Consider the following 21,130-nt stretch of genomic DNA (forward strand, 5'->3'; position numbering starts at 1 on the left):
TTGTTCCTGCCTCCCCTTTCTGCTTTGATCTAACAAAACAATAACTACATAAGTATCAAATATATAATAAACCGTTGAGCAATTCAACAATAAAGCTGTAATTTTTCATAAAAAAAGTCCGAAGATATTCTCCGGACTTTCCCAATTCTTAAGAAGCAAAATTACTTCACCAATTTCTTATACTTAATTCGTTTCGGTTCTTCATCACCCAAACGCTGCTTCTTGTTTTCCTCGTATTCTGAATAGCTTCCTTCAAAATAGTACACTTTTGATTCGCCCTCAAAAGCTAAAATATGAGTAGCGATCCGGTCCAGGAACCAACGGTCGTGCGAAATAACCACAGCGCATCCTGCGAAGCTCTCCAGACCTTCTTCCAACGCCCGCAAAGTATTCACATCAATATCGTTGGTTGGCTCATCCAGCAACAGCACGTTGCCTTCTTCTTTCAAAGCCATAGCCAAATGCAGCCGGTTACGTTCTCCACCGGACAGCACACCACATTTTTTCTCCTGATCGGATCCGGCAAAATTAAAGCGGGACACATAAGCCCGTGCATTAATTTGTCGGTTCCCCATGGCCATCAAATCGTTTCCTCCGGAAATAACCTGATAAACCGTTTTATTGGGATCAATTGCAGCATGCGATTGATCAACATAGGCGATTTTTACGGTTTCCCCTACTTCAAAGGTGCCCTGATCCGCTTCCAGTTGCTTCATGATCATCCGGAACAAGGTTGTTTTTCCCGCGCCATTGGGACCAATAACACCTACAATACCATTGGGCGGCAATACAAAATCGAGTCCTTCAAACAGCAAACGATCACCAAAGCCTTTCGAAACACCATGGGCTTCAATTACCTTCTCACCCAAACGAGGTCCGTTAGGAATAAAGATTTCCAGTTTCTCTTCTTTCTGTTTCGAATCTTCGTTCATCAACTGATCGTAAGCATTCAAACGTGCTTTGGCTTTGGCATGACGGGCCTTGGGCGCCATGCGAATCCACTCCAGCTCACGCTGCAAGGTTTTCTGACGCTTGGACTGTTGTTTTTCTTCCTGCGCCAAACGATTTGATTTTTGCTCCAGCCACGAAGAATAGTTTCCTTTCCATGGAATGCCTTCGCCTCGGTCCAGTTCCAGAATCCATCCGGCCACATTGTCCAGAAAATAACGGTCGTGAGTAATACAAATTACCGTTCCTTTATACTGTTGCAAGTGCATTTCAAGCCACTGTACCGATTCGGCATCCAAGTGGTTGGTAGGCTCATCCAGAAGCAATACATCCGGTTCTTTCAGCAACAAACGGCATAAAGCTACCCGGCGTTGCTCTCCTCCGGAAAGTTCACTCACCAGCTGATCGCCTGGAGGACAACGCAAAGCATCCATCGCACGCTCCAGTTTGGAGTCCAGGTTCCAGGCATCAAAGCGATCAATTTTCTCCTGAAGTTTCGCTTGCTCGGCCATCAAAGCTTCCATTTTATCCGGATCTTCCAACACTTCAGGTTCACCAAACTTCAGGTTCACCTCTTCATACGCCTTGAGCACATCAACCACTTCCTGAACACCTTCTTCCACAATTTCCTTTACGGTCTTGGTGGGATCAAGATGTGGTTCTTGCTCTAAGTAACCAACGGTATATCCTGGTGAAAAAACAACTTCTCCCTGGTACGATTTTTCCAAGCCAGCAATTATCTTCAGCAAGGTCGATTTTCCGGAACCATTCAAACCGATGATTCCAATCTTTGCTCCCAGGTAAAACGAAAGGGAGATATCCTTCAACACTTGCTTTTGGGGTGCAAACGTCTTGTTCACCCGGTACATCGAAAAAATAATCTTTTTGTCCTCTGTCATTTTATGTATGTTTCTTAATATTTAATCCAATCCATCTATTCAGCTAGCATAAGCCAAATCTCAATTAGCAAAAGTAACGGAAATTCAATACATATATAGCTACCTTTAATCGAGTATTTATATGGACTAAAATAGAATAGGTTTGAAGATCTTAGTTGTAGATGATAACCCCATCAACCTCAAATTTTTGTTTTACTCTTTAAGAAATGAGTACGAGATTGATATGGCCAGTGGAGGAGATGAAGCCTTACATTTAACGCAAAGTATCAAGTACGACTTAATCTTAATGGACTTGTGGATGCCCCTCCTTGATGGTGCAGAAACAACCCGTCAAATCAGATCGCTTGGGACCAATATCAACAAGCAAACCCCAATTATTTTCTGCACCACCAGTAGTGATGATGATGACCGGCAACGCTGCCTGACTTTTGGGGCGAATGATTATCTCATCAAACCAATTCAAGTTAATCTACTGAAAGAGAAATTAGAATATTACCTTGGTAATTAATTCCAGGTAAAATTAGCATTCGTGAAAAAAAGAAGAGCTGACCATATGGCCAGCTCTTTTTATTTTAGTTGTCTGATAATCGGAATTATTCAGCCTTCTTTTCTTCATCCTCAGCTTTTGTTTCCTCAGCTGCTGGCTCTTCTGCTTTTGCTTCTTCAACAACAACTTCTTCTTTTTCAGGAGTTGCAGTTGCTTCAGTTGCTTTTGCTTTTGAACCACCGCGACGAGAACGACGTTTTTTGCTTTTATCTTCTTTCGCTGACAACAAGTTTTCATTGTAATCAACCAATTCGATAATACACATTTCTGCGTTGTCTCCTAAACGGTTTCCTGTTTTCAGGATCCGAGTGTATCCACCCGGACGATCGCCTACTTTTTCTGCCACATCTCTGAAAAGTTCGGCAACAGCCGTTTTGCTTTTCAAGACGCTAAAAACCATACGACGTGAGTGCGTAGTATCGTTTTTTGCTTTTGTAATAAGCGGTTCAACATACATCCGCAGTGCTTTTGCTTTGGCTACCGTTGTGGTAATCCGCTTGTGAAGAATTAACGAGTTTGCCATGTTTGACAGCATCGCCTTCCGATGAGCACTTTTCCTTCCAAGATGGTTGAATTTTTTATTATGTCTCATTTGTGCTTATTCCTTGTCAAGTTTATACTTACTTATATCCATTCCGAATGTCAGGTTCATGCCATTCAACAGGTCATCCAACTCGGTCAATGATTTCTTACCAAAGTTTCTGAACTTCAGCAAATCATTGCGATTGTAGGTAACCAATTCTCCCAGAGTTTCCACGTCAGCCGCTTTCAAACAGTTCAGCGCACGAACCGAAAGATCCATGTCCACTAATTTTGTTTTCAGCAATTGACGCATGTGCAATACTTCCTCATCAAACTCTTCGTTGGCAAATTTCTCATCCGAGTCGAGTGTAATCTTTTCGTCAGAGAATAGCATGAAGTGATAAATCAGAATTTTTGCCGCTTCTTTCAAAGCATCTTTAGGATGAATTGAACCATCGGTGTTGATGTCGAGAACCAACTTTTCGTAGTCGGTTTTCTGCTCTACACGATAGTTCTCAACAGCATACTTCACATTTTTGATTGGTGTGAAGATGGAGTCAATCGGAATTAAACCAAACTCAGCATCTACAGGCTTATTTTCAGCGCTGGGAACATAGCCTCGCCCTTTGTTGATTGTTAATTCCACCTGCAATTTAACATCAGCTTCCATCCGGCAAATTACCAATTCAGGATTCAAAACCCGGAAACCAGTCATAAACTTGTTGATGTCACCAGCAGTAAATTCTTCCTGACCGCTAATAGAAATAGAAACTTTCTCGCTATCAAAATCTTCAACTTCGCGTTTGAACCGAATTTGCTTCAGATTCAGAATGATTTCAGTTACATCTTCCATCACTCCTTTAATGGTCGCAAATTCATGATCAACGCCTTCAATTTTGAGCGTTGTAATTGCATAACCCTCCAAAGACGATAACAGGATCCGACGAAGAGCATTACCGATTGTGATACCATAACCGGGCTCCAACGGACGAAATTCGAATTTACCGAATTTCTCATCGGATTCAACCATTATTACTTTGTCAGGTTTTTGGAACGCTAATATTGCCATAATAATACTGAGTAATTTATTATTTAGAATACAACTCTACAATCAGTTGTTCTTTGATATTTTCAGGAATTTCTTCCCGTTCTGGGCGATTTAAAAATTTACCGCTCATTTGGGCACCATCCCACTCCAACCAAGCGAATTTATTGTAGCGATGCGAAGTCAAGGCATTGGTAATTACTTCCAATGATTTTGATTTTTCGCGCACACTAACGATATCTCCCGGGCGAAGTTGGTATGAAGGAATATTAACTAGTTCTCCGTTAACCATGATGTGTTTGTGGGTAACCAACTGACGAGCTCCTGCTCTGGTAGCAGCTAATCCCAAACGGTAAACCACGTTATCCAATCTGGCTTCGAGCAACTGCAGCAATACCTCACCGGTAACACCTTTAGATGCTGATGCTTTTTTAAACAGGTTTGAGAATTGCTTCTCTAAAACACCGTAAGTATATTTCGCCTTTTGTTTTTCCATCAACTGGACACCGTACTCAGACTTTTTACGTCTGCGGCCAGTTTGCCCATGCATACCTGGAGGATAGTTCTTTTTCTCAAGTACTTTATCGGGTCCGAAAATTGGTTCACCAAATTTTCGGGCAATTCTTGTTTTGGGTCCTGTATATCTTGCCATTACTTTTTCGTTAAAAAAAATTAAACACGTCTTCTTTTAGATGGGCGGCAACCATTGTGTGGCAATGGTGTCACATCAACGATTTCACTCACTTGAATACCCACACTATTAATGGCTCGAATAGCAGATTCGCGACCGTTTCCGGGGCCCTTCACAAATACTTTTACTTTTCTGAGTCCTAGATCATATGCAGTTTTTGCACATTCTTCAGAGGCTACCTGGGCAGCATAAGGTGTATTCTTTTTCGATCCTCTAAATCCTTTTTTACCTGCTGATGACCAAGAGATTACTTCTCCGTTGTTATTGGTCAGTGAGATAATGATATTATTGAATGAAGAATGAATATGCGCTTGGCCAGTAGCTTCAACGTTAACAACTCTTTTCCGACTGGAACTTGTCTTTTTTGCCATAATTCAATTAATTATTTAGTGGCTTTTTTCTTATTAGCTACAGTTTTCTTTCTTCCTTTACGCGTACGAGCATTGTTTTTAGTGCTTTGCCCGCGAACAGGAAGACCAATCCGGTGGCGAATGCCACGGTAACAACCGATATCCATCAGTCGTTTGATGTTCAGTTGGTTTTCAGAACGTAATTCGCCTTCAACCTTAAAGCTTTCGTTGATGGTTTTGCGAATAGCAGCGAATTGATCATCAGTCCAATCCTGTACTTTCAAATTTGCATCAACACCAGCTGTAGCGAGGACTTTATTCGCACGACTACGGCCAATGCCATAAATATAAGTCAGTGCAACTTCTCCTCTTTTATTATTAGGAATATCAACTCCAACAATACGAGCCATAAATAAATTTTTTACAAAGTTAATTAATTATCCTTGACGCTGTTTGAACTTTGGATTCTTTTTGTTGATCACATACAAACGGCCTTTTCTGCGCACAATTTTGCACTCGGCACTGCGTTTTTTAATGGATGTTCTTACTTTCATTATTTCGTACTTTAATTTTTATATCTAAAAGTAATCCTTCCTTTGGTTAAGTCGTAGGGAGACATCTCCACTTTAACTTTATCTCCTGGAAGAATTTTGATATAATGCATACGCATTTTACCAGAGATATGTGCTGTTATCACGTGCCCGTTTTCGAGTTCAACTCGAAACATGGCATTTGATAATGCTTCAATGATTGTTCCGTCTTGTTCTATCGAAGGCTGTTTTGCCATAAAAATTTTCGTTTAAATTCTTTTGCTTGTTTGTTATAGATTACATCATTGAACCAGCTCCGCCGGTACGTCCTTTAATCCGCCCTGATTTCATCAGTCCGTCATAGTGACGCATCAACAAATGACTTTCAATTTGCTGTAAAGTATCCAAAACAACACCCACCAAAATCAACAACGAGGTACCTCCAAAAAAGTAGGCAAACTGAGTGTTAATTCCGGCAATCATTGCAAAAGCTGGCAAAATAGTTACAATCCCAAGGAAAATAGATCCTGGCAGTGTAATACGAGACATCACGGTATCTAAGAACTCTACAGTCCGTTTTCCGGGTTTAACACCTGGAATAAAACCACCATTCTTCTTCATATCTTCGGCCATTTGAACCGGATTGATTGTAATCGCTGTATAAAAATACGTAAACAATATCACCAGTACAAATTGAGAAAAGTTATACCAAAACCCAGTGTGATCAGAAAATGCAGCCGCAAAACCGCTCATACTGTCTGAATTGGTAAAACCTACCAGAGTAATTGGAACAAACATGATTGCCTGCGCGAAGATAATTGGCATAACTCCGGCGGCATTCACTTTCAACGGGATATACTGACGTACTCCTCCGTATTGTTTGTTGCCTACTATTCGTTTAGCATACTGCACCGGAATTCTGCGGGTACCTTGTACCAGCAGAATGGTGAGCATAAATACAACAAACAAAACAACAAACTCTACCAGGAACATGACCATGCCCCCGCCTTGCTGTTCGAGCCGGCTAATAAACTCGGCAAAAACAGAGAAAGGCAGTCGGGCAATAATACCAATCATGATAATCAATGAAATCCCGTTCCCTATTCCTTTATCGGTAATGCGTTCTCCTAACCACATCACAAACATCGACCCGGCAGTCAAAATAATTGTTGATGTTACTTTGAACATCCAGCCGCTAACTGCAAAGGCTTCTGCTGGTAACTGAAATGTTAAATTAGCAAGATACGCAGGTGCCTGGAAGATTAAGATCACAACCGTTAAATAACGGGTAATTTGATTGATCTTTCTTCTTCCTGATTCCCCTTCTTTTTGTAACCGCTGGAAATATGGGACGGCTATTCCCATCAACTGAATTACAATGGAAGCTGAAATGTAAGGCATAATCCCTAAAGCGAAAATAGATGCGTTTGAGAATGCTCCCCCTGAAAACATGTCCAGTAACCCCAGCAACCCATCTGAGGTTTGGTTTTTCAACTCGCCCAGCTGTGCGGGGTCAATACCAGGTAATGCAACAAACGATCCTAATCGGTATATTAAAAGAAAGAATAGTGTAATTCCCAAACGAGACCTCAGGTCTTCAATCTTATAAATATTCTTTAGGGTTTCGATAAATTTTTTCATCAGGTTAGAGTGTTTCTGTGGTTCCTTCTAGTTTTTCGATAGCTGCTTTTGCGGAATTAGAAAAGGCATGTGCTTTCACCTCTAACTTCAACTTCAATTCGCCATTTCCTAAAATCTTCACCCGGTCATTTTTAGCAGCCAGACCGGCATCAACGATGGTTTGCACGTCAATGGCAGTAAGCGATTTGCTTTCTGCCAGTTTTTGCAATGTATCCAAGTTGATGGCTTTATATTCTATCCTGTTAATGTTCTTGAATCCGAATTTTGGTACAACACGTTGCAAAGGCATTTGACCGCCTTCGAAACCGCGTGTACGGCTATATCCTGATCTTGACTGAGCTCCTTTATGACCACGTGTGGATGTACCACCACGTCCGGAGCCTTGGCCACGACCAATACGCTTATCTTTTTTTACGGATCCTGCTGCAGGTTTAAGATTACTTAAATCCATAATTTTTAGCTTAAACTATTTTAAATTTCTTCAACTTTCACCAAATGGCTCACTTTGCTCACCATACCTAAAATCTGAGGAGTGGCTTCTTTTTCTACAAAGTGGTTCATCTTCTTAATTCCAAGTGCTTCAATTGTTGCTTTCTGCACTTTATTGGAACCAATTTTGCTTTTTACTTGTGTGATTCTAATCTTAGCCATAGTTCCTATCCTTTAAATACTTTTTCTAAAGAAACTCCACGGTGTTCAGCAACAGTGCGGGCATCTCTCAGTTCGAGCAATGCATTGAAGGTTGCTTTAACCAGGTTATGAGGGTTTGACGATCCTTTTGATTTCGCAAGGATGTCGTTAATACCAACGCTCTCCAGTACGGCACGCATCGCACCACCGGCTTTTACTCCGGTACCTGATGTTGCAGGTTTCAGGAAAACACGGGCTCCACCAAATTTGGCGATTTGCTCATGAGGGATTGTTCCTTTGTGAACAGGAATTTTCACTAAATTCTTCTTCGCAGCATCAACTCCTTTTGCAATCGCGGTAGTGACTTCACTTGCTTTACCAAGTCCCCATCCAACAATTCCGTCTTCGTTTCCGACAACAACGATTGCTGAAAAGCTGAAAGTTCTACCCCCTTTGGTCACTTTGGTTACACGGTTAATTGCAACCAAACGGTCCTTAAGTTCAATGTCAGTTGTTTTGACTTTCTTAATACTTCCTGCCATAATCATTAAAATTTAAGGCCACCTTCACGGGCAGCTTCAGCTAATTGTTTTACTCTACCGTGATATAAATATCCGTTACGATCGAACACAACATTTTCGATTCCGGCTGCTTTTGCTTTTTCAGCTAATGCTTTTCCAACCAAAGCAGCTTGTTCTACTTTATTGCCTTCTTTTTCGCTGATTTCTTTATTCAATGAAGAGATTGAAAGCAAAGTCGTACCATCCAGGTCATTGACCAATTGGGCATAAATTTGCTTGTTACTTCTAAATACACTCAAACGAGGTCTTTCAGAAGTTCCGGTAACGATTTTCCGGATTCTCTTTTTAATTCTATATCTTCTTTGTTGTTTCGTTAAAGCCATGGTTTCAAATTTTACTATTTAGCAGAGGCTGATTTACCAGCTTTACGTCTTAATTCTTCACCGACAAACTTCACACCTTTTCCTTTGTATGGTTCTGGTGCTCTGAATGAGCGTATCTTCGCAGCTACCTGGCCGACCAACTGTTTGTCACAGCTTTTCAAAGTTACAGTCGGGTTGTTACGTTTATCAGTAACAGCTTCAACTTTAACTTCGTCTGGAAGATTCAGGTACGTGTGGTGAGAATGTCCTAAAACCAAGTCCAACAATTGTCCTTGATTTTCTGCACGGTAACCAACACCTACAAGTTCCAACTTAATTTCATAGCCTTGAGAAACTCCAACAACCATGTTGTTGACCAATGAACGGTAAAGGCCGTGCAGGGCACGGTGTCTTTTTTGTTCAGTTGGGCGTTTTACCAAGATTTGGTTTTCTTCAACAGCTACTTCCATTTCGGGATCTACCTTTTGCGAAAGTTCGCCTAATTTCCCTTTCACTGTCACCACGTTTTCCGGGCTCACAGTAACGGTTACTCCGGCTGGTAGTTCGATTGGTAATTTACCTATCCTTGACATTACTATTCCTCCTTATTAATAAACGTAACATAAAACTTCACCACCTACATTCAGGTCGCGTGCCTCTTTGTCAGAAATCACACCCTTTGAGGTAGAAATAATAGCAACTCCCAGGCCGTTAAGTACACGAGGAATATTCTCGCTGTCGCAGTACTGTCTCAAACCAGGTTTACTAATCCGTTTGATGGATTTTATAGCTGGTTGTTTTGTTTCAGGATGATATTTCAAAGCAATTTTAATGTTGCCCTGGAAATTCACATCATCTTCAAACTTGTAGTTCAAAATATACCCTTTATCTTTTAAGATTTTGGTAATTTCTTTTTTTATGTTTGAAGCAGGAATATCAACCACGCGGTGCTTTGCTGCCTGAGCGTTACGCACGCGGGTTAAAAAATCTGCTATCGGGTCTGTAATTTTACTCATTACTTTTGTACTTAATAGTTTACCAACTTGCTTTCTTAACACCGGGAATCAGACCTTCTGAGGCCATTTCGCGGAAGTTAATCCGGCTAATTCCGAATTGGCGCATATAACCTTTTGGACGTCCGGTTAGTTTACAACGGTTGTGCATCCGTACCTTAGACGAGTTTTTAGGTAATTTCTGCAAACCTTCATAATCACCTTCAGCTTTGAGCTGGGCCCTTTTTTCGGCGTATTTTTCAACAAGTTTTGCCCTTTTTACCTCGCGGGCTTTCATTGATTCTTTAGCCATAACTTAGTTCTTTTTTACGTTTTTAAAAGGTAAACCTAACTCTTTCAACAAGGCAAAACCTTCTTCATCCGTGCTCGCAGAGGTTACAAAAGTAATGTTCATACCGTTAATACGGTTAACCTTGTCAATGTTGATCTCAGGAAAAATAATTTGTTCTGGAATTCCAAGGGTGTAGTTGCCTTGTCCGTCCATTTTACTTTCAATACCGCGGAAGTCACGAATACGTGGCAACGAGATATTGATTAGCCGCTCAAGAAATTCATACATTCTTTCTTTTCTCAGTGTCACACGGACACCGATGGGCATTTTTTTCCTCAGTTTAAAGTTGGAGATGTCCTTCTTTGATTTGGTTTGGACTGCTTTTTGACCGGCAATCATTGTCATTTCCTCAGTGGCAACTTCAATGATTTTTTTGTCCGCGATAGCAGCTCCAACACCCTGGTTAAGAACAATTTTCTCCAATTTCGGAACCTGCATAACAGATTTATAATCAAATTCCTTAGCTAACGCAGGAATGATTTCTTCCGAATATTTCTTCTTAAGTGTTGGTGTATAAGCCATTACTTAATCTCCTCTCCAGATTTTTTTGAATAACGTACTAGTTTACCATTGCTTCCGAGCTTACGCCCAATGCGTGTTTTGCCGCCCTCTTTTGGGTCAACATGCATTAGGTTTGACAGGTGGATTGGTGCTTCCTTTTCAACAATACCTCCCTGCGGATTTTCCGCGTTGGGTTTGGTATGTTTTTTAACCATATTAACACCCTCCACAATTGCTCTGGTTTTTTCCCGAATTACTTCGAGAACTTTGCCTTGCTGACCTTTATAGTTACCGGCAATAACAACAACGGTGTCACCTTTTTTAATGTGTAATTTTGTCTGCATTTTGTTTAATTTATGCATTAAAGCACTTCAGGTGCAAGCGAAATAATTTTCATGTTTTTATCACGAAGTTCCCTTGCAACAGGGCCAAAAATACGGGTTCCGCGCATCTCTCCAGTGTTGTTCAATAAAACGACTGCATTATCATCAAAGCGGATGTAAGATCCATCCTGACGACGTACTTCCTTTTTAGTGCGAACAACGATGGCCTTTGACACAGTTCCTTTTTTCATATCACTTCCAGCGATTGCATTTTTTACAGTAACAACCACTTTATCGCCAATTGATGCGTAACGTTTCTTTGTTCCGCCTAAAACACGGATACAAAGAACTTCTCTGGCACCACTGTTATCGGCAACTGCACATCTTGATTCCTGTTGTATCATGATTACTTAGCTCTTTCAATAATTTCAACTAATCTCCAGCGCTTGCTTCTGCTTAAAGGTCTTGTTTCCATGATCTTTACAGTATCTCCTACGCTGCAAGTGTTTGTTTCGTCATGGGCGTATAACTTGGTTGTCTTATTTACGAATTTTCCGTAAATGGGGTGCTTTTCTTTACGCTTCACCGCTACAACAATACTTTTATCCATATTGTCGCTGACAACAACTCCGATACGCTCTTTTCTCAGATTTCTTGCTTCCATTGACTACAAATTAATTCTGATTTTGATTCAATTCCCTCTGACGCTTGATGGTCTGAAGGCGTGCAATGTTCTTGCGGGCTTCCTTGATTTTCATCGGGTTGTCCAGCGGAGAAACTGCATGATTCATATTTAGACGTGCCAAGGTTTCTTTCTCCAATTGGATTTTTTCCTGGATTTCCTTGTCTGTTAACTCTTTAATTTCTGATGCTTTCATCTTTAATCCTCTTTAATAGATTCAACATAGTCACGTCTAATAACAAACTTCGTAGTTACCGGAAGTTTCTGAGCGGCCAAACGCAAGGCTTCTTTTGCCATTTCGAATGGAACGCCATCAGCTTCGATCAAGATACGACCGGGAGTTACCGGAGCTACGAATGCTTCAGGAGCACCTTTACCTTTACCCATCCGTACTTCGGCAGGTTTTTTAGTAATAGGTTTATCTGGGAAAATACGGATCCAAATTTGACCCTGACGTTGCATATGACGAGTTACCGCAACCCTGGCAGCCTCAATTTGGCGACCGGTAAGCCATGCGCTTTGCAACGACTTTATACCGAAAGAACCGAATGCAAGTTCTGTACCGCGTTGGGCATTCCCTTTCATTCGTCCTTTTTGTACTCTTCTAAATTTTGTTTTTTTCGGCTGTAACATCCTTTTTTAATTAAAAGGTTTTCGAATTATTTTCTTCTCTTTTTGAAACCGCCACTTCTTCCGCCACCGCGAGGACCGCCACCTTGAGCGTTCTTTTGTCCGAGGTTGGGAGAGAGGTCACGTTTTCCGTAGACTTCGCCTTTACAAATCCAAACCTTAACACCGATCAAACCGGTTTTTGTTAAAGCTTCCGCTAAAGCATAATCAATATCAGCTCTCAGCGTGTGCAAAGGAGTACGACCGTCTTTATACATTTCAGAGCGCGCCATTTCAGCACCGTTCAAACGACCGGATACTAAAATTTTAATTCCTTGCGCACCCATTCTCATGGTAGAGGCGATGGCCATCTTTGTAGCACGACGGTAAGCAATTTTACCTTCAATTTGACGTGCAACATTGTTGGCAACGATACGGGCATCCAGTTCAGGTCTTTTAATCTCAAAGATGTTGATCTGAACTTCTTTGTTGGTGATTTTTTTCAACTCCTCTTTCAATTTGTCGACTTCCTGACCACCTTTGCCAATAATAATACCAGGTCTTGACGTGTGAACTGTAATAGTAATCAGCTTCAAGGTTCTTTCGATAATGATCCGTGAAATGCTTGCTTTAGCCAAACGGGCGTTCAAGTATTTGCGGATCTTAGTATCTTCAACCAGCTTATCACCATAGTCGTTTCCACCGAACCAGTTGGAATCCCATCCACGGATGATCCCTAAACGATTAGCGATTGGATTAACTTTTTGTCCCATGTATTACTATTTATTCGTTATCGTTTTCTACAGTTTTACTATCAACGCAAATTGTAACGTGGTTTGAACGCTTGCGAATCCGGTGTGCACGGCCTTGTGGGGCCGGGCGCAGACGCTTCAAGATACGTCCTGAATCAACCGCAATTGTTTTCACATACAAGTTGCTTTCTTCCAAACGAGTTCCCTCGTTTTTAGCCTGCCAGTTTGCAATGGCTGACATCAACAGTTTCTCAACTTTGCGTGAAGCTTCTTTTGAGGAAAACTTCAGGACATCCAACGCCCGGTTTACTTCCATTCCGCGAACCATATCGGCAACCAGCCTCATTTTTCTTGGAGAAGTAGGGCAGTCTTTTAATACCGCAAAGTATTGTGATTTGCGAGCTTCTTTCAGCTCATTTGCTCTATTTCTTTTTCTAGCACCCATCGTAATTTCTTTTATTAGTTAATGAGATTCTCATGCCTTAGCGTTTGTTTCCGGCATGTCCCCTAAAAGTTCTTGTAGGTGCAAATTCGCCAAGCTTATGGCCGACCATGTTTTCTGTGACATAAACTGGAATAAATTTGTTTCCATTATGCACTGCAATGGTGTGCCCTACAAAGTCGGGAGAGATTACTGATGCTCTGGCCCAAGTCTTAATAACTGACTTTTTTCCTGCTTCATTCATTGCGTCAACTTTTTTCTCAAGCTTATAGGCAATGAATGGGCCTTTTCTTAATGAACGACTCATATCCTACTCCTTTTATTATTTCTTGCGTTTTTCTACAATATACTTATTGGAAGCTTTTTTCTTAGCACGAGTTTTGAATCCTTTTGCTAACAAGCCATTGCGTGAACGAGGATGTCCTCCTGACTGACGGCCTTCACCACCACCCATTGGGTGATCAACCGGGTTCATAACGACACCACGTACGCGTGGTCTTCTTCCTAACCAACGAGAACGACCTGCTTTTCCAGATCTTTCTAAGTTGTGTTCCGTATTTCCAACAGTTCCAACTGTAGCCTTGCAAGTAACGAGTACCATACGGGATTCACCAGAAGGCAACTTTACAATTGCGTACTTTCCTTCTCTTGAGGTCAACTGTGCATATGTTCCTGCACTTCGCACCATTACGCCACCTTGTCCAGGTTGAAGCTCAATGTTGTGTACAATAGTACCTAGAGGGATTTCTTTAAGTGGAATTGAGTTACCTACTTCAGGGGCGATTCCTGATCCGCTCATTACTGTCTGTCCAACCTGCAATCCGTTGGGAGACAAAATGTACCGCTTTTCACCATCGGCGTATACCAACAGTGCAATACGGGCTGAGCGGTTCGGGTCATACTGAATAGACTCTACACGTGCAGGGATACCGTCTTTTTCGCGTTTGAAATCAATCGCACGGTATCTCTTCTTGTGCCCTCCACCTATATACCTCATTGTCATGCGTCCTTGGCTGTTACGACCACCGGACTTCTGCATGGGCTTCAACAATGATTTCTCAGGCGTTGATGCAGTAATGGTATCAAAAGCGCCAATAATTTTGTGCCTTTGACCCGGAGTAACTGGTTTTAATTTTCTTACTGCCATTTCGTTTTATTAAATATTACTGTAAAAATCAATTGTATCTCCTTCTACCAATGTGATGATTGCTTTTTTATAAGCAGCCGTTTTTCCCTTAATCACCCCGGCTTTTGTATAGCGGCTTTTGTTTTTGCCACCATAAACCATGGTATTAACGGAAGCTACACTCACATTGTACAGTTCTTCAACTGCTTTTTTAATCGCTTGTTTATCTGCTTCTCTGCGGACAACAAATCCATAACGGTTGAACTTTTCGCTCTGTGCCGTCATCTTTTCTGTCACTATGGGTTTGATCAAAATATCCATTATTTTTCCCCCTTAAATCTTAAACTGTTCTTCGATCTTACTTACCGAACTCTCAAAAAAGATCACCTTATTGGCGTTCATGATCTGATAAGTGCTTAACTCAGAAGCAGTTACAACAGAAACACCTTCTAAATTTCTGGAGGACAAATATATATTTTTATTTTCGTCTGGTAAAACGAAAAGAGACTTTTTATTGGTAATCTTCAGATTATTACTGATGTTAGCCATCTCTTTGGTTTTTGGTACTTCCAGACTAAAGTCCTCAAGAACTAAAATATCGCTTGCTTTTGCTTTGTAAGTCAAAGCCGATTTACGCGCTAAAGCTTTTACTTTTTTGTTCAATTTGAAGCCATAGTTTCTTGGACGAGGTCCAAATACGCGACCACCACCTCTGAACAAAGGTGACTTGATGCTACCAGCACGTGCAGTACCAGTACCTTTTTGCCGTTTAATCTTTTTTGTACTTCCAACAATCTCTCCACGCTCAGTCGCTGAGTGTGTTCCCTGGCGCTTGTTGGCCAAGTACTGTTTTACGTCAAGATAAATAGCATGGTCGTTAGGCTCAATACCGAAGATTTGGTCTTGCAAACCAACTTTTCTTCCGGTTTCCTTTCCTGTTTTATCTAATACTTGTACTTCCATTACTGATTAATTATTACGTATGATCCTTTTGCTCCAGGAATTGATCCTTTAACAACTAATAGGTTACTTTCAGGAATTACTTTCAAAACCCGAAGGTCTTCGATTGTTTTGCGAGCACCGCCAGTACGACCAGCCATGCGCATTCCTTTAAATACTCTGGAAGGGTAAGAAGACGCACCAAGCGAACCTGGAGCTCTCAGACGGTTGTGCTGACCGTGTGTAGCATCACCTACTCCACGGAAGTTATACCGCTTAACAACACCTTGGAAACCTTTTCCTTTGGTAATGCCTGTAACATCAACCCAACTACCTTCTTCGATTACATCAACAGTAATGGTATCACCAAGTTTGTAATCACTTTCGAAGTCTTGAAACTCGACAACTTTACGCTTTGGCTCTGTTCCAGCTTTCTGGAAGTGTCCGAACTCAGCTTTGGTGGTGTGCTTTTCTTTCTTGTCACCGTAAGCAAGCTGAATAGCGTTATAGCCATCGGTTTCAGCCGTTTTCACTTGTGTTACAACACAAGGACCGGCTTCGATCACAGTGCATGGAATATTTTTTCCCTCAACACTGAATACGGATGTCATTCCGATTTTTTTACCGATTATTCCTGCCATTTTTTTACTTTTTACAGGTTATCATACTTTAATTTCTACTTCAACACCACTGGGCAATTCCAGTTTCATTAGGGCGTCGATAGTTTTAGCTGTTGAGCTGTAAATGTCGATCAAACGTTTGTAAGACGACAACTGAAATTGCTCACGTGATTTTTTGTTCACGAAAGTGGAACGCAACACTGTGAAAATACGTTTGTGAGTAGGAAGCGGGATGGGCCCGCTTACTACTGCACCTGTTGTTTTTACAGTCTTAACGATCTTTTCAGCCGACTTGTCCACTAAGTTGTGATCATACGACTTCAGCTTAATTCTGATCTTTTGACTCATGATGAGATAAAATAATTATATTATAATAATTCTACTTTTCCTTGCATTTCCTCAAGTACTTTCACTGCCATTTGTTTTGGCACTTCTTCGTAGTGTGAGAACTCCATTGATGAAGTTGCTCGACCAGAAGAGAGTGTTCTCAATACGGTTACATAACCGAAGATTTCAGAAAGTGGCACTGTAGCTTTAATTACCCGTGCTCCGGCTTTCTCAGTCATTCCGGCTACCTGTCCGCGTCGACGGTTCAAGTCACCAATAATATCACCCATGTATTCTTCAGGAGTAACAATCTCAGTCTTCATAATCGGCTCCAATAATTTAGGACCGGCTTTAGAAGCTGCACTCTTGAACGCCTGACGACCACAGATTTCGAAAGACAGCTGATCCGAGTCAACCGCGTGGAATGAACCATCAAGCAATTCAACTTTCAGGCTATCCAGTTGGAATCCGGCCAAAGGACCGTTCAACATCGCTGTTTCAAAACCTTTTTGTACAGAAGGAATAAATTCTTTAGGAATCCGACCTCCTTTTACGCTGTCGATAAATGTTAAGCCTTCCTTGCCTTCCTCGGCTGGTCCAACTTTCACAATGATATCAGCGAATTTACCACGACCACCAGACTGTTTCTTGAATACTTCACGTAATTCAACTTCCTGGCTAATGGCTTCTTTATATGCAACCTGTGGTTTCCCTTGGTTACATTCGACTTTGAATTCACGTTTCAAACGATCGATAATGATCTCCAGGTGAAGCTCACCCATACCACGAATAACCGTTTGTCCTGAATCTTCGTCCGTGTTTACTTTGAATGTTGGATCTTCTTCGGCCAATTTAGCCAATCCCATTCCAAGTTTATCGATGTCTTTTTGAGTTTTAGGCTCAACAGCAATACCAATTACTGGCTCTGGGAAATCCATGCTCTCCAGAGTAATTGGGCTTTTCTCAGTTGAAAGAGTATCTCCTGTACGGATATCTTTAAAACCTACTGCTGCACAAATATCACCTGCTTCAATGACATCTTTGGGGTTTTGCTTGTTCGAGTGCATTTGGTAAAGACGCGAAATACGCTCTTTCTTTCCGGTTCTTGAATTGTAAACAGTTGATCCTGCGTCAATTTTTCCGGAATACACACGAATAAAGCACAAGCGACCAACGAATGGGTCTGTAGCAATTTTAAATGCTAAGGCAGACAAAGGCTCTTCAACATCAGCATGGCGAACAGTTTCTTCGCCTGTTTGAGGGTTTATACCAACCAATTCTTCTTTGTCCATTGGGCTTGGCAAAAACTCTACAACAGCATCCAGCAAGCGCTGTACACCTTTGTTTTTAAAGGCAGAACCGCACATCATTGGAACAATAATCTGCTTCAATGTTCCCTGACGAATAACTGAAAGCAATTCATCGGAAGTAATTGAATCCGGATCTTCGAAGTAACGCTCCATCAAGGCATCATCCAGTTCAGCAACTGATTCCACCAATTTTTCACGGTATTCGTCAGCCTGTTCTTTCAATTCAGCTGGAATTTCTTCCAGTTTATAGTCTGTTCCCAATGTAGCATCTTCGTACCAACGAATAGCTTTCATTTCAATCAGGTCAATCACCCCTTCAAAGCTTGCTTCAGATCCGATTGGAATCTGAATTGGCACAGGGTTAGCACCTAATTTTTCACGAACTTCAGAAACAACATTGAAAAAGTCGGCACCTGAACGGTCCATTTTGTTGACGAAACCAATCCGTGGAACACCATACTTCTCTGCCTGGCGCCATACGGTTTCAGACTGAGCTTCAACACCACTTACTGCACAAAACAAAGCGACAGCACCATCCAAAATACGCAATGAACGCTCTACTTCAACAGTAAAGTCAACGTGTCCCGGGGTATCAATAATGTTAATTTTATACTGGCTCTCATTGTGTTTCCAGAATGTAGTAGTTGCTGCAGAGGTAATTGTAATTCCTCTTTCCTGCTCTTGCTCCATCCAGTCCATTGTGGCTGAACCATCGTGAGTCTCACCAATACGGTGCGTTAATCCGGTATAATAAAGGATACGCTCCGAGGTGGTTGTTTTACCAGCATCAATGTGAGCCATGATACCGATATTTCTTGTATATTTTAGATCTTTTGTTGCCATGCTAATAAACCAATATTCTAATCCTTATTAAACTAATTTACCCCAATCCTAAAATCTGAAGTGTGCAAAAGCACGGTTTGCTTCAGCCATGCGGTGCGTATCTTCTTTCCGCTTGTAGGCACCACCTTCATTATTGAACGCAGCCTGAATCTCAGCAGCCAACTTGTCTGCCATAGACTTACCAGAACGTTTACGGGCAAAAAGGATTAAGTTTTTGATAGAAACTGCCACTTTTCTTTCAGGGCGAATTTCCATTGGAACCTGGAATGTAGCACCACCTACGCGACGGCTTTTAACTTCGACTGCCGGAGTAATGTTCTCCAAGGCTTTTTTCCAGATATCGAGGGCAGAAAGCTCGTCGTTTTTCATGCGTGAATCAACGATATCGAGCGCATCGTAGAAAATTTGATAGGCCACGGTTTTTTTACCGTGCTGCATCATGTCGTTTACAAATCGTGTAACTAGAACGTCGTTAAATTTAGGATCGGGAAGAATGATCCTCTTTTTTGGTTTCGATTTTCTCATCGTAATCTTCTTTAGTGTTATTCGAATTGGTTGTGTTATCGATTTGGAGCTTCAGTTCATCCGACCCCTGCCGGACTCATTTACTCAACCAAACCACTGCAAGCGGTCAATTCTCAATATTACTTCTTCGGTCTTTTCGTACCGTACTTAGAACGTCTTTGTGTGCGTCCCTCAACACCGGCAGTGTCCAATGCACCGCGAACTAAGTGATAACGTACCCCTGGCAAGTCTTTCACCCTACCGCCGCGCACCAATACAATTGAGTGCTCTTGCAGGTTATGACCTTCGCCTGGAATGTAGGCATTCACTTCTTTTTGGTTTGTCAACCTTACCCTGGCAACTTTACGCATAGCCGAGTTCGGTTTCTTTGGTGTAGTTGTGTAAACACGCACACAAACACCACGCTTCTGAGGACAAGAATCCAATGCGGGAGACTTACTTGACTCCGATAGCACTGTACGTCCTTTCCTTACTAATTGTTGAATCGTTGGCATACAACTATTTAATTAATCATTAATATTTCTCCAAAATGGACTGCAAAGGTATTGAAAAATCGTCAAAATCAATGCATTCCGCTTGCGTTTTTGACAGAACTCTCCAAAAACGGCAGGCAAAAGTACTAATTTTCAGAAAATAACAATAGCTTTTCTACTTGTTTTTTGGAATTTACCCCAAAATTAAATTGGGATTTAGTTCGCATCCATAACTTTTTCTTTCAGGATGGATTTGATCGGATTGAAGAAACGCTGAATCAACCGGAGGTCTTCGGTAATAATCTCAACTTCACCCTTCATCTCCTGACTAAAGGTAAGCGGAATGCCATAATTCGTAACTAAATCCTGCGGAAGGTCAATTTCTGCAATGTAATTATCATTGGAAGGAACCAGCGAAATCGACTTCACGACTCCCCGAACCATACCATATTCCATATAGGGAAAATTATCGAACCGAATATTAACCACCTGCCCCGGCTTCACTTTTCCAGAACCGCGCAGCGGCAATGTAACCCGACCAATAATCTTACTCTCCACCTCAGGCACAACAGTAAACACAACATCATCGCTTTTAACCTGTTGGTTTTTACTCCAGAAATTGGTAAACGTCACCTTTCCATCAATCGGCGTCTGCAACACAAAAGCCTTATTCCAATAATCCAGACGGCTTTTCAACACATTCAAAGCCTCAATCAACCCGGACTGCGCCTGCCGTTTCTGGTCTTCAAACTCCTTTTCTGCACCAATTATTTCTTGCTGAAGCTGAATAATCTCCTTCTGCGTGGTAGCCAGATCCGTTCGAGCTCCATTGAAACTATATTTCTTTTGCAACAGCGATGACTCCGATTTCTTATAATCAACCAGCGAGAGCACATCACGCACGTACAGACCAGAGTCGCGCCTGAACTGCTCATAAGCAATCTGATACTCATTTTCCAGAATCTGTCGCTGAGACCACAAACGATCATAGTAAACACGCAGCATGTGCTCTTGCGCTTGCAGTGATTTAATTTTTTGCGGATAAAAGTTCAACCTCACAAAACTGATGTAATTATTATACAGGCGTAAAAACGACGAAAAATCAGCTTGAATTTCGCCCAATCGATAATCCGGCTTCAGCGGCCGGTAAAACAAAGTATCGAAGGTAATAAAATACCCCTCCAACTGATCTAGATCTTCTCCCAAACGAATCACATCCTGATAATCGGCAGAATTCTCCAAAATAGCAATCAACTGGTCCTTCCGCACTGTATCCTTATCCTCCACAAACAACTGATCAATCTTACCGGTATTGCGAGCCACAATGTGCGCCGGCGGATTTTCAGAAAGCACCACAATGCGCGCCCGAATAATATCAGGATAATGAAAAACCCAGGAACCCAACAACAACAGCATTACAAAAATCAAAATCATCGTCAAGCCACTTCGGAGCAACCACGACGGCGACTTCCCAATGATTTCCTGAACCTCGTCACTTCGAATTTCTATGTTATCATTCTGTGGCATATATATTACTCTATTCAATCCTTACTAAACCTATTTTCCCTAGGTGCATTTTCTCCACCAAACTGAATTGCCGGATTCTATCTAAAACACGAACATTCCCA

The 21,130-nt window shown here is 41.5% G+C and carries 34 protein-coding genes and 1 pseudogene; 1 reads left to right on the forward strand and 34 read right to left on the reverse strand.

From position 1 onward, the window contains the following. Positions 1 to 161: 161 nt before the first annotated feature. Positions 162 to 1,847, reverse strand: a complete 1,686-nt coding sequence (gene ettA, locus Q1A18_RS10930; protein ID WP_299579596.1) for an energy-dependent translational throttle protein EttA — start codon at positions 1,845 to 1,847, stop codon at positions 162 to 164. 142 nt (positions 1,848 to 1,989) lie between these two features. On the opposite strand from ettA, the gene Q1A18_RS10935 reads away from it, so the two are divergent. Next, the gene (locus Q1A18_RS10935) at positions 1,990 to 2,355 is read left to right on the forward strand and encodes a response regulator (protein ID WP_299579598.1); all 366 of its coding nucleotides are present in this window, start codon (positions 1,990 to 1,992) and stop codon (positions 2,353 to 2,355) included. A gap of 280 nt (positions 2,356 to 2,635) precedes the next feature. On the opposite strand, the pseudogene rplQ reads toward Q1A18_RS10935, so the two are convergent. From rplQ to Q1A18_RS11100, 33 genes and pseudogenes are all read right to left on the reverse strand, one after another. Then, positions 2,636 to 2,986 (reverse strand): annotated as a pseudogene (gene rplQ, locus Q1A18_RS10940) (50S ribosomal protein L17); the annotation flags it as partial. A 6-nt stretch (positions 2,987 to 2,992) separates the two neighbouring features. Further along, the gene (locus tag Q1A18_RS10945) at positions 2,993 to 3,985 is read right to left on the reverse strand and encodes a DNA-directed RNA polymerase subunit alpha (protein WP_299579601.1); all 993 of its coding nucleotides are present in this window, start codon (positions 3,983 to 3,985) and stop codon (positions 2,993 to 2,995) included. Between the two features lie 19 nt (positions 3,986 to 4,004). After that, complete coding sequence (rpsD, locus tag Q1A18_RS10950; protein WP_299579604.1) at positions 4,005 to 4,613, reverse strand: 30S ribosomal protein S4; 609 nt, start codon at positions 4,611 to 4,613, stop codon at positions 4,005 to 4,007. 20 nt (positions 4,614 to 4,633) lie between these two features. Continuing rightward, entirely contained in the window at positions 4,634 to 5,023 is a 390-nt protein-coding gene (rpsK, locus tag Q1A18_RS10955; protein WP_299579607.1) for a 30S ribosomal protein S11, read from the reverse strand. Between the two features lie 11 nt (positions 5,024 to 5,034). Next, on the reverse strand, positions 5,035 to 5,412 hold the full coding sequence (rpsM, locus tag Q1A18_RS10960; protein WP_299579610.1) for a 30S ribosomal protein S13: 378 nt from the start codon (positions 5,410 to 5,412) through the stop codon (positions 5,035 to 5,037). Positions 5,413 to 5,439: 27 nt separating this feature from the next. Then, complete coding sequence (gene ykgO, locus Q1A18_RS10965) at positions 5,440 to 5,556, reverse strand: type B 50S ribosomal protein L36 (RefSeq protein ID WP_082326576.1); 117 nt, start codon at positions 5,554 to 5,556, stop codon at positions 5,440 to 5,442. An 11-nt stretch (positions 5,557 to 5,567) separates the two neighbouring features. Further along, entirely contained in the window at positions 5,568 to 5,789 is a 222-nt protein-coding gene (gene infA / locus Q1A18_RS10970; RefSeq protein ID WP_053187509.1) for a translation initiation factor IF-1, read from the reverse strand. Between the two features lie 40 nt (positions 5,790 to 5,829). Then, positions 5,830 to 7,173: a preprotein translocase subunit SecY gene (gene secY / locus Q1A18_RS10975; RefSeq protein ID WP_299579634.1), complete on the reverse strand. Its 1,344-nt coding sequence runs from the start codon at positions 7,171 to 7,173 to the stop codon at positions 5,830 to 5,832. 4 nt (positions 7,174 to 7,177) lie between these two features. After that, entirely contained in the window at positions 7,178 to 7,624 is a 447-nt protein-coding gene (gene rplO, locus Q1A18_RS10980; RefSeq protein WP_299579637.1) for a 50S ribosomal protein L15, read from the reverse strand. A gap of 20 nt (positions 7,625 to 7,644) precedes the next feature. Beyond that, on the reverse strand, positions 7,645 to 7,824 hold the full coding sequence (gene rpmD, locus Q1A18_RS10985) for a 50S ribosomal protein L30 (protein ID WP_299579642.1): 180 nt from the start codon (positions 7,822 to 7,824) through the stop codon (positions 7,645 to 7,647). A gap of 5 nt (positions 7,825 to 7,829) precedes the next feature. Further along, entirely contained in the window at positions 7,830 to 8,345 is a 516-nt protein-coding gene (gene rpsE / locus Q1A18_RS10990; RefSeq protein WP_363322889.1) for a 30S ribosomal protein S5, read from the reverse strand. A gap of 5 nt (positions 8,346 to 8,350) precedes the next feature. Next, positions 8,351 to 8,707: a 50S ribosomal protein L18 gene (gene rplR, locus Q1A18_RS10995; protein ID WP_299579645.1), complete on the reverse strand. Its 357-nt coding sequence runs from the start codon at positions 8,705 to 8,707 to the stop codon at positions 8,351 to 8,353. Between the two features lie 14 nt (positions 8,708 to 8,721). Continuing rightward, the gene (gene rplF, locus Q1A18_RS11000) at positions 8,722 to 9,279 is read right to left on the reverse strand and encodes a 50S ribosomal protein L6 (protein ID WP_299579648.1); all 558 of its coding nucleotides are present in this window, start codon (positions 9,277 to 9,279) and stop codon (positions 8,722 to 8,724) included. Between the two features lie 15 nt (positions 9,280 to 9,294). After that, positions 9,295 to 9,702, reverse strand: coding sequence for a 30S ribosomal protein S8 (gene rpsH / locus Q1A18_RS11005; RefSeq protein ID WP_299579651.1), 408 nt, complete (start codon positions 9,700 to 9,702; stop codon positions 9,295 to 9,297). A gap of 19 nt (positions 9,703 to 9,721) precedes the next feature. After that, positions 9,722 to 9,991, reverse strand: coding sequence for a 30S ribosomal protein S14 (gene rpsN / locus Q1A18_RS11010; protein WP_053187487.1), 270 nt, complete (start codon positions 9,989 to 9,991; stop codon positions 9,722 to 9,724). A 3-nt stretch (positions 9,992 to 9,994) separates the two neighbouring features. Continuing rightward, a complete protein-coding gene (gene rplE / locus Q1A18_RS11015) occupies positions 9,995 to 10,552 on the reverse strand; it encodes a 50S ribosomal protein L5 (protein ID WP_299579657.1) in 558 nt (185 codons plus the stop codon). Continuing rightward, on the reverse strand, positions 10,552 to 10,875 hold the full coding sequence (gene rplX, locus Q1A18_RS11020; RefSeq protein WP_299579660.1) for a 50S ribosomal protein L24: 324 nt from the start codon (positions 10,873 to 10,875) through the stop codon (positions 10,552 to 10,554). The genes rplE and rplX overlap by 1 nt, the downstream gene beginning before the upstream one ends. 17 nt (positions 10,876 to 10,892) lie before the next feature. Beyond that, positions 10,893 to 11,258, reverse strand: coding sequence for a 50S ribosomal protein L14 (gene rplN, locus Q1A18_RS11025; protein WP_299579662.1), 366 nt, complete (start codon positions 11,256 to 11,258; stop codon positions 10,893 to 10,895). Positions 11,259 to 11,260: 2 nt separating this feature from the next. Beyond that, on the reverse strand, positions 11,261 to 11,518 hold the full coding sequence (gene rpsQ / locus Q1A18_RS11030; protein WP_299579665.1) for a 30S ribosomal protein S17: 258 nt from the start codon (positions 11,516 to 11,518) through the stop codon (positions 11,261 to 11,263). Between the two features lie 10 nt (positions 11,519 to 11,528). Further along, positions 11,529 to 11,732, reverse strand: coding sequence for a 50S ribosomal protein L29 (rpmC, locus tag Q1A18_RS11035; protein WP_299579668.1), 204 nt, complete (start codon positions 11,730 to 11,732; stop codon positions 11,529 to 11,531). A gap of 2 nt (positions 11,733 to 11,734) precedes the next feature. Beyond that, on the reverse strand, positions 11,735 to 12,169 hold the full coding sequence (gene rplP / locus Q1A18_RS11040) for a 50S ribosomal protein L16 (RefSeq protein ID WP_299579671.1): 435 nt from the start codon (positions 12,167 to 12,169) through the stop codon (positions 11,735 to 11,737). A gap of 26 nt (positions 12,170 to 12,195) precedes the next feature. Further along, complete coding sequence (rpsC, locus tag Q1A18_RS11045; protein WP_299579674.1) at positions 12,196 to 12,918, reverse strand: 30S ribosomal protein S3; 723 nt, start codon at positions 12,916 to 12,918, stop codon at positions 12,196 to 12,198. A 10-nt stretch (positions 12,919 to 12,928) separates the two neighbouring features. Then, on the reverse strand, positions 12,929 to 13,342 hold the full coding sequence (gene rplV, locus Q1A18_RS11050) for a 50S ribosomal protein L22 (RefSeq protein ID WP_299579677.1): 414 nt from the start codon (positions 13,340 to 13,342) through the stop codon (positions 12,929 to 12,931). A 37-nt stretch (positions 13,343 to 13,379) separates the two neighbouring features. Then, positions 13,380 to 13,646 carry a 30S ribosomal protein S19 gene (gene rpsS / locus Q1A18_RS11055; protein ID WP_299579680.1) on the reverse strand — a complete coding sequence of 89 codons (267 nt, stop codon included), beginning with the start codon at positions 13,644 to 13,646 and terminating at the stop codon, positions 13,380 to 13,382. 15 nt (positions 13,647 to 13,661) lie between these two features. After that, entirely contained in the window at positions 13,662 to 14,486 is an 825-nt protein-coding gene (rplB, locus tag Q1A18_RS11060; RefSeq protein ID WP_299579683.1) for a 50S ribosomal protein L2, read from the reverse strand. 9 nt (positions 14,487 to 14,495) lie between these two features. Continuing rightward, positions 14,496 to 14,786, reverse strand: a complete 291-nt coding sequence (gene rplW / locus Q1A18_RS11065) for a 50S ribosomal protein L23 (RefSeq protein WP_299579686.1) — start codon at positions 14,784 to 14,786, stop codon at positions 14,496 to 14,498. A gap of 12 nt (positions 14,787 to 14,798) precedes the next feature. Further along, complete coding sequence (gene rplD / locus Q1A18_RS11070; RefSeq protein ID WP_299579689.1) at positions 14,799 to 15,428, reverse strand: 50S ribosomal protein L4; 630 nt, start codon at positions 15,426 to 15,428, stop codon at positions 14,799 to 14,801. Further along, positions 15,428 to 16,045: a 50S ribosomal protein L3 gene (gene rplC / locus Q1A18_RS11075; protein ID WP_299579692.1), complete on the reverse strand. Its 618-nt coding sequence runs from the start codon at positions 16,043 to 16,045 to the stop codon at positions 15,428 to 15,430. The genes rplD and rplC overlap by 1 nt, the downstream gene beginning before the upstream one ends. Positions 16,046 to 16,066: 21 nt before the next feature. Further along, complete coding sequence (gene rpsJ / locus Q1A18_RS11080; RefSeq protein ID WP_299579695.1) at positions 16,067 to 16,372, reverse strand: 30S ribosomal protein S10; 306 nt, start codon at positions 16,370 to 16,372, stop codon at positions 16,067 to 16,069. Between the two features lie 20 nt (positions 16,373 to 16,392). Beyond that, on the reverse strand, positions 16,393 to 18,504 hold the full coding sequence (fusA, locus tag Q1A18_RS11085) for an elongation factor G (RefSeq protein WP_299579698.1): 2,112 nt from the start codon (positions 18,502 to 18,504) through the stop codon (positions 16,393 to 16,395). A gap of 48 nt (positions 18,505 to 18,552) precedes the next feature. Then, positions 18,553 to 19,029, reverse strand: a complete 477-nt coding sequence (gene rpsG / locus Q1A18_RS11090) for a 30S ribosomal protein S7 (protein ID WP_299579701.1) — start codon at positions 19,027 to 19,029, stop codon at positions 18,553 to 18,555. 119 nt (positions 19,030 to 19,148) lie between these two features. After that, entirely contained in the window at positions 19,149 to 19,523 is a 375-nt protein-coding gene (rpsL, locus tag Q1A18_RS11095) for a 30S ribosomal protein S12 (protein ID WP_299579704.1), read from the reverse strand. A gap of 195 nt (positions 19,524 to 19,718) precedes the next feature. After that, the gene (locus Q1A18_RS11100; protein WP_299579707.1) at positions 19,719 to 21,029 is read right to left on the reverse strand and encodes an HlyD family efflux transporter periplasmic adaptor subunit; all 1,311 of its coding nucleotides are present in this window, start codon (positions 21,027 to 21,029) and stop codon (positions 19,719 to 19,721) included. Positions 21,030 to 21,130 lie beyond the last annotated feature (101 nt).

Origin of the sequence: uncultured Sunxiuqinia sp. (assembly GCF_947495665.1) — a bacterium.
Taxonomy (GTDB): domain Bacteria; phylum Bacteroidota; class Bacteroidia; order Bacteroidales; family Prolixibacteraceae; genus Sunxiuqinia; species Sunxiuqinia rutila.

Bases quoted from the DNA above. Each gene is read 5' to 3' on its own strand.
- ettA (WP_299579596.1), bottom strand. From the start codon at position 1,847: ATGACAGAGGACAAAAAGATTATTTTTTCGATGTACCGGGTGAACAAG.
- Q1A18_RS10945 (WP_299579601.1), bottom strand. From the start codon at position 3,985: ATGGCAATATTAGCGTTCCAAAAACCTGACAAAGTAATAATGGTTGAA.
- rpsD (WP_299579604.1), bottom strand. From the start codon at position 4,613: ATGGCAAGATATACAGGACCCAAAACAAGAATTGCCCGAAAATTTGGT.
- rpsK (WP_299579607.1), bottom strand. From the start codon at position 5,023: ATGGCAAAAAAGACAAGTTCCAGTCGGAAAAGAGTTGTTAACGTTGAA.
- rpsM (WP_299579610.1), bottom strand. From the start codon at position 5,412: ATGGCTCGTATTGTTGGAGTTGATATTCCTAATAATAAAAGAGGAGAA.
- ykgO (WP_082326576.1), bottom strand. From the start codon at position 5,556: ATGAAAGTAAGAACATCCATTAAAAAACGCAGTGCCGAGTGCAAAATT.
- infA (WP_053187509.1), bottom strand. From the start codon at position 5,789: ATGGCAAAACAGCCTTCGATAGAACAAGACGGAACAATCATTGAAGCA.
- secY (WP_299579634.1), bottom strand. From the start codon at position 7,173: ATGAAAAAATTTATCGAAACCCTAAAGAATATTTATAAGATTGAAGAC.
- rplO (WP_299579637.1), bottom strand. From the start codon at position 7,624: ATGGATTTAAGTAATCTTAAACCTGCAGCAGGATCCGTAAAAAAAGAT.
- rpmD (WP_299579642.1), bottom strand. From the start codon at position 7,824: ATGGCTAAGATTAGAATCACACAAGTAAAAAGCAAAATTGGTTCCAAT.
- rpsE (WP_363322889.1), bottom strand. From the start codon at position 8,345: ATGGCAGGAAGTATTAAGAAAGTCAAAACAACTGACATTGAACTTAAG.
- rplR (WP_299579645.1), bottom strand. From the start codon at position 8,707: ATGGCTTTAACGAAACAACAAAGAAGATATAGAATTAAAAAGAGAATC.
- rplF (WP_299579648.1), bottom strand. From the start codon at position 9,279: ATGTCAAGGATAGGTAAATTACCAATCGAACTACCAGCCGGAGTAACC.
- rpsH (WP_299579651.1), bottom strand. From the start codon at position 9,702: ATGAGTAAAATTACAGACCCGATAGCAGATTTTTTAACCCGCGTGCGT.
- rpsN (WP_053187487.1), bottom strand. From the start codon at position 9,991: ATGGCTAAAGAATCAATGAAAGCCCGCGAGGTAAAAAGGGCAAAACTT.
- rplE (WP_299579657.1), bottom strand. From the start codon at position 10,552: ATGGCTTATACACCAACACTTAAGAAGAAATATTCGGAAGAAATCATT.
- rplX (WP_299579660.1), bottom strand. From the start codon at position 10,875: ATGCAGACAAAATTACACATTAAAAAAGGTGACACCGTTGTTGTTATT.
- rplN (WP_299579662.1), bottom strand. From the start codon at position 11,258: ATGATACAACAGGAATCAAGATGTGCAGTTGCCGATAACAGTGGTGCC.
- rpsQ (WP_299579665.1), bottom strand. From the start codon at position 11,518: ATGGAAGCAAGAAATCTGAGAAAAGAGCGTATCGGAGTTGTTGTCAGC.
- rpmC (WP_299579668.1), bottom strand. From the start codon at position 11,732: ATGAAAGCATCAGAAATTAAAGAGTTAACAGACAAGGAAATCCAGGAA.
- rplP (WP_299579671.1), bottom strand. From the start codon at position 12,169: ATGTTACAGCCGAAAAAAACAAAATTTAGAAGAGTACAAAAAGGACGA.
- rpsC (WP_299579674.1), bottom strand. From the start codon at position 12,918: ATGGGACAAAAAGTTAATCCAATCGCTAATCGTTTAGGGATCATCCGT.
- rplV (WP_299579677.1), bottom strand. From the start codon at position 13,342: ATGGGTGCTAGAAAAAGAAATAGAGCAAATGAGCTGAAAGAAGCTCGC.
- rpsS (WP_299579680.1), bottom strand. From the start codon at position 13,646: ATGAGTCGTTCATTAAGAAAAGGCCCATTCATTGCCTATAAGCTTGAG.
- rplB (WP_299579683.1), bottom strand. From the start codon at position 14,486: ATGGCAGTAAGAAAATTAAAACCAGTTACTCCGGGTCAAAGGCACAAA.
- rplW (WP_299579686.1), bottom strand. From the start codon at position 14,786: ATGGATATTTTGATCAAACCCATAGTGACAGAAAAGATGACGGCACAG.
- rplD (WP_299579689.1), bottom strand. From the start codon at position 15,428: ATGGAAGTACAAGTATTAGATAAAACAGGAAAGGAAACCGGAAGAAAA.
- rplC (WP_299579692.1), bottom strand. From the start codon at position 16,045: ATGGCAGGAATAATCGGTAAAAAAATCGGAATGACATCCGTATTCAGT.
- rpsJ (WP_299579695.1), bottom strand. From the start codon at position 16,372: ATGAGTCAAAAGATCAGAATTAAGCTGAAGTCGTATGATCACAACTTA.
- fusA (WP_299579698.1), bottom strand. From the start codon at position 18,504: ATGGCAACAAAAGATCTAAAATATACAAGAAATATCGGTATCATGGCT.
- rpsG (WP_299579701.1), bottom strand. From the start codon at position 19,029: ATGAGAAAATCGAAACCAAAAAAGAGGATCATTCTTCCCGATCCTAAA.
- rpsL (WP_299579704.1), bottom strand. From the start codon at position 19,523: ATGCCAACGATTCAACAATTAGTAAGGAAAGGACGTACAGTGCTATCG.
- Q1A18_RS11100 (WP_299579707.1), bottom strand. From the start codon at position 21,029: ATGCCACAGAATGATAACATAGAAATTCGAAGTGACGAGGTTCAGGAA.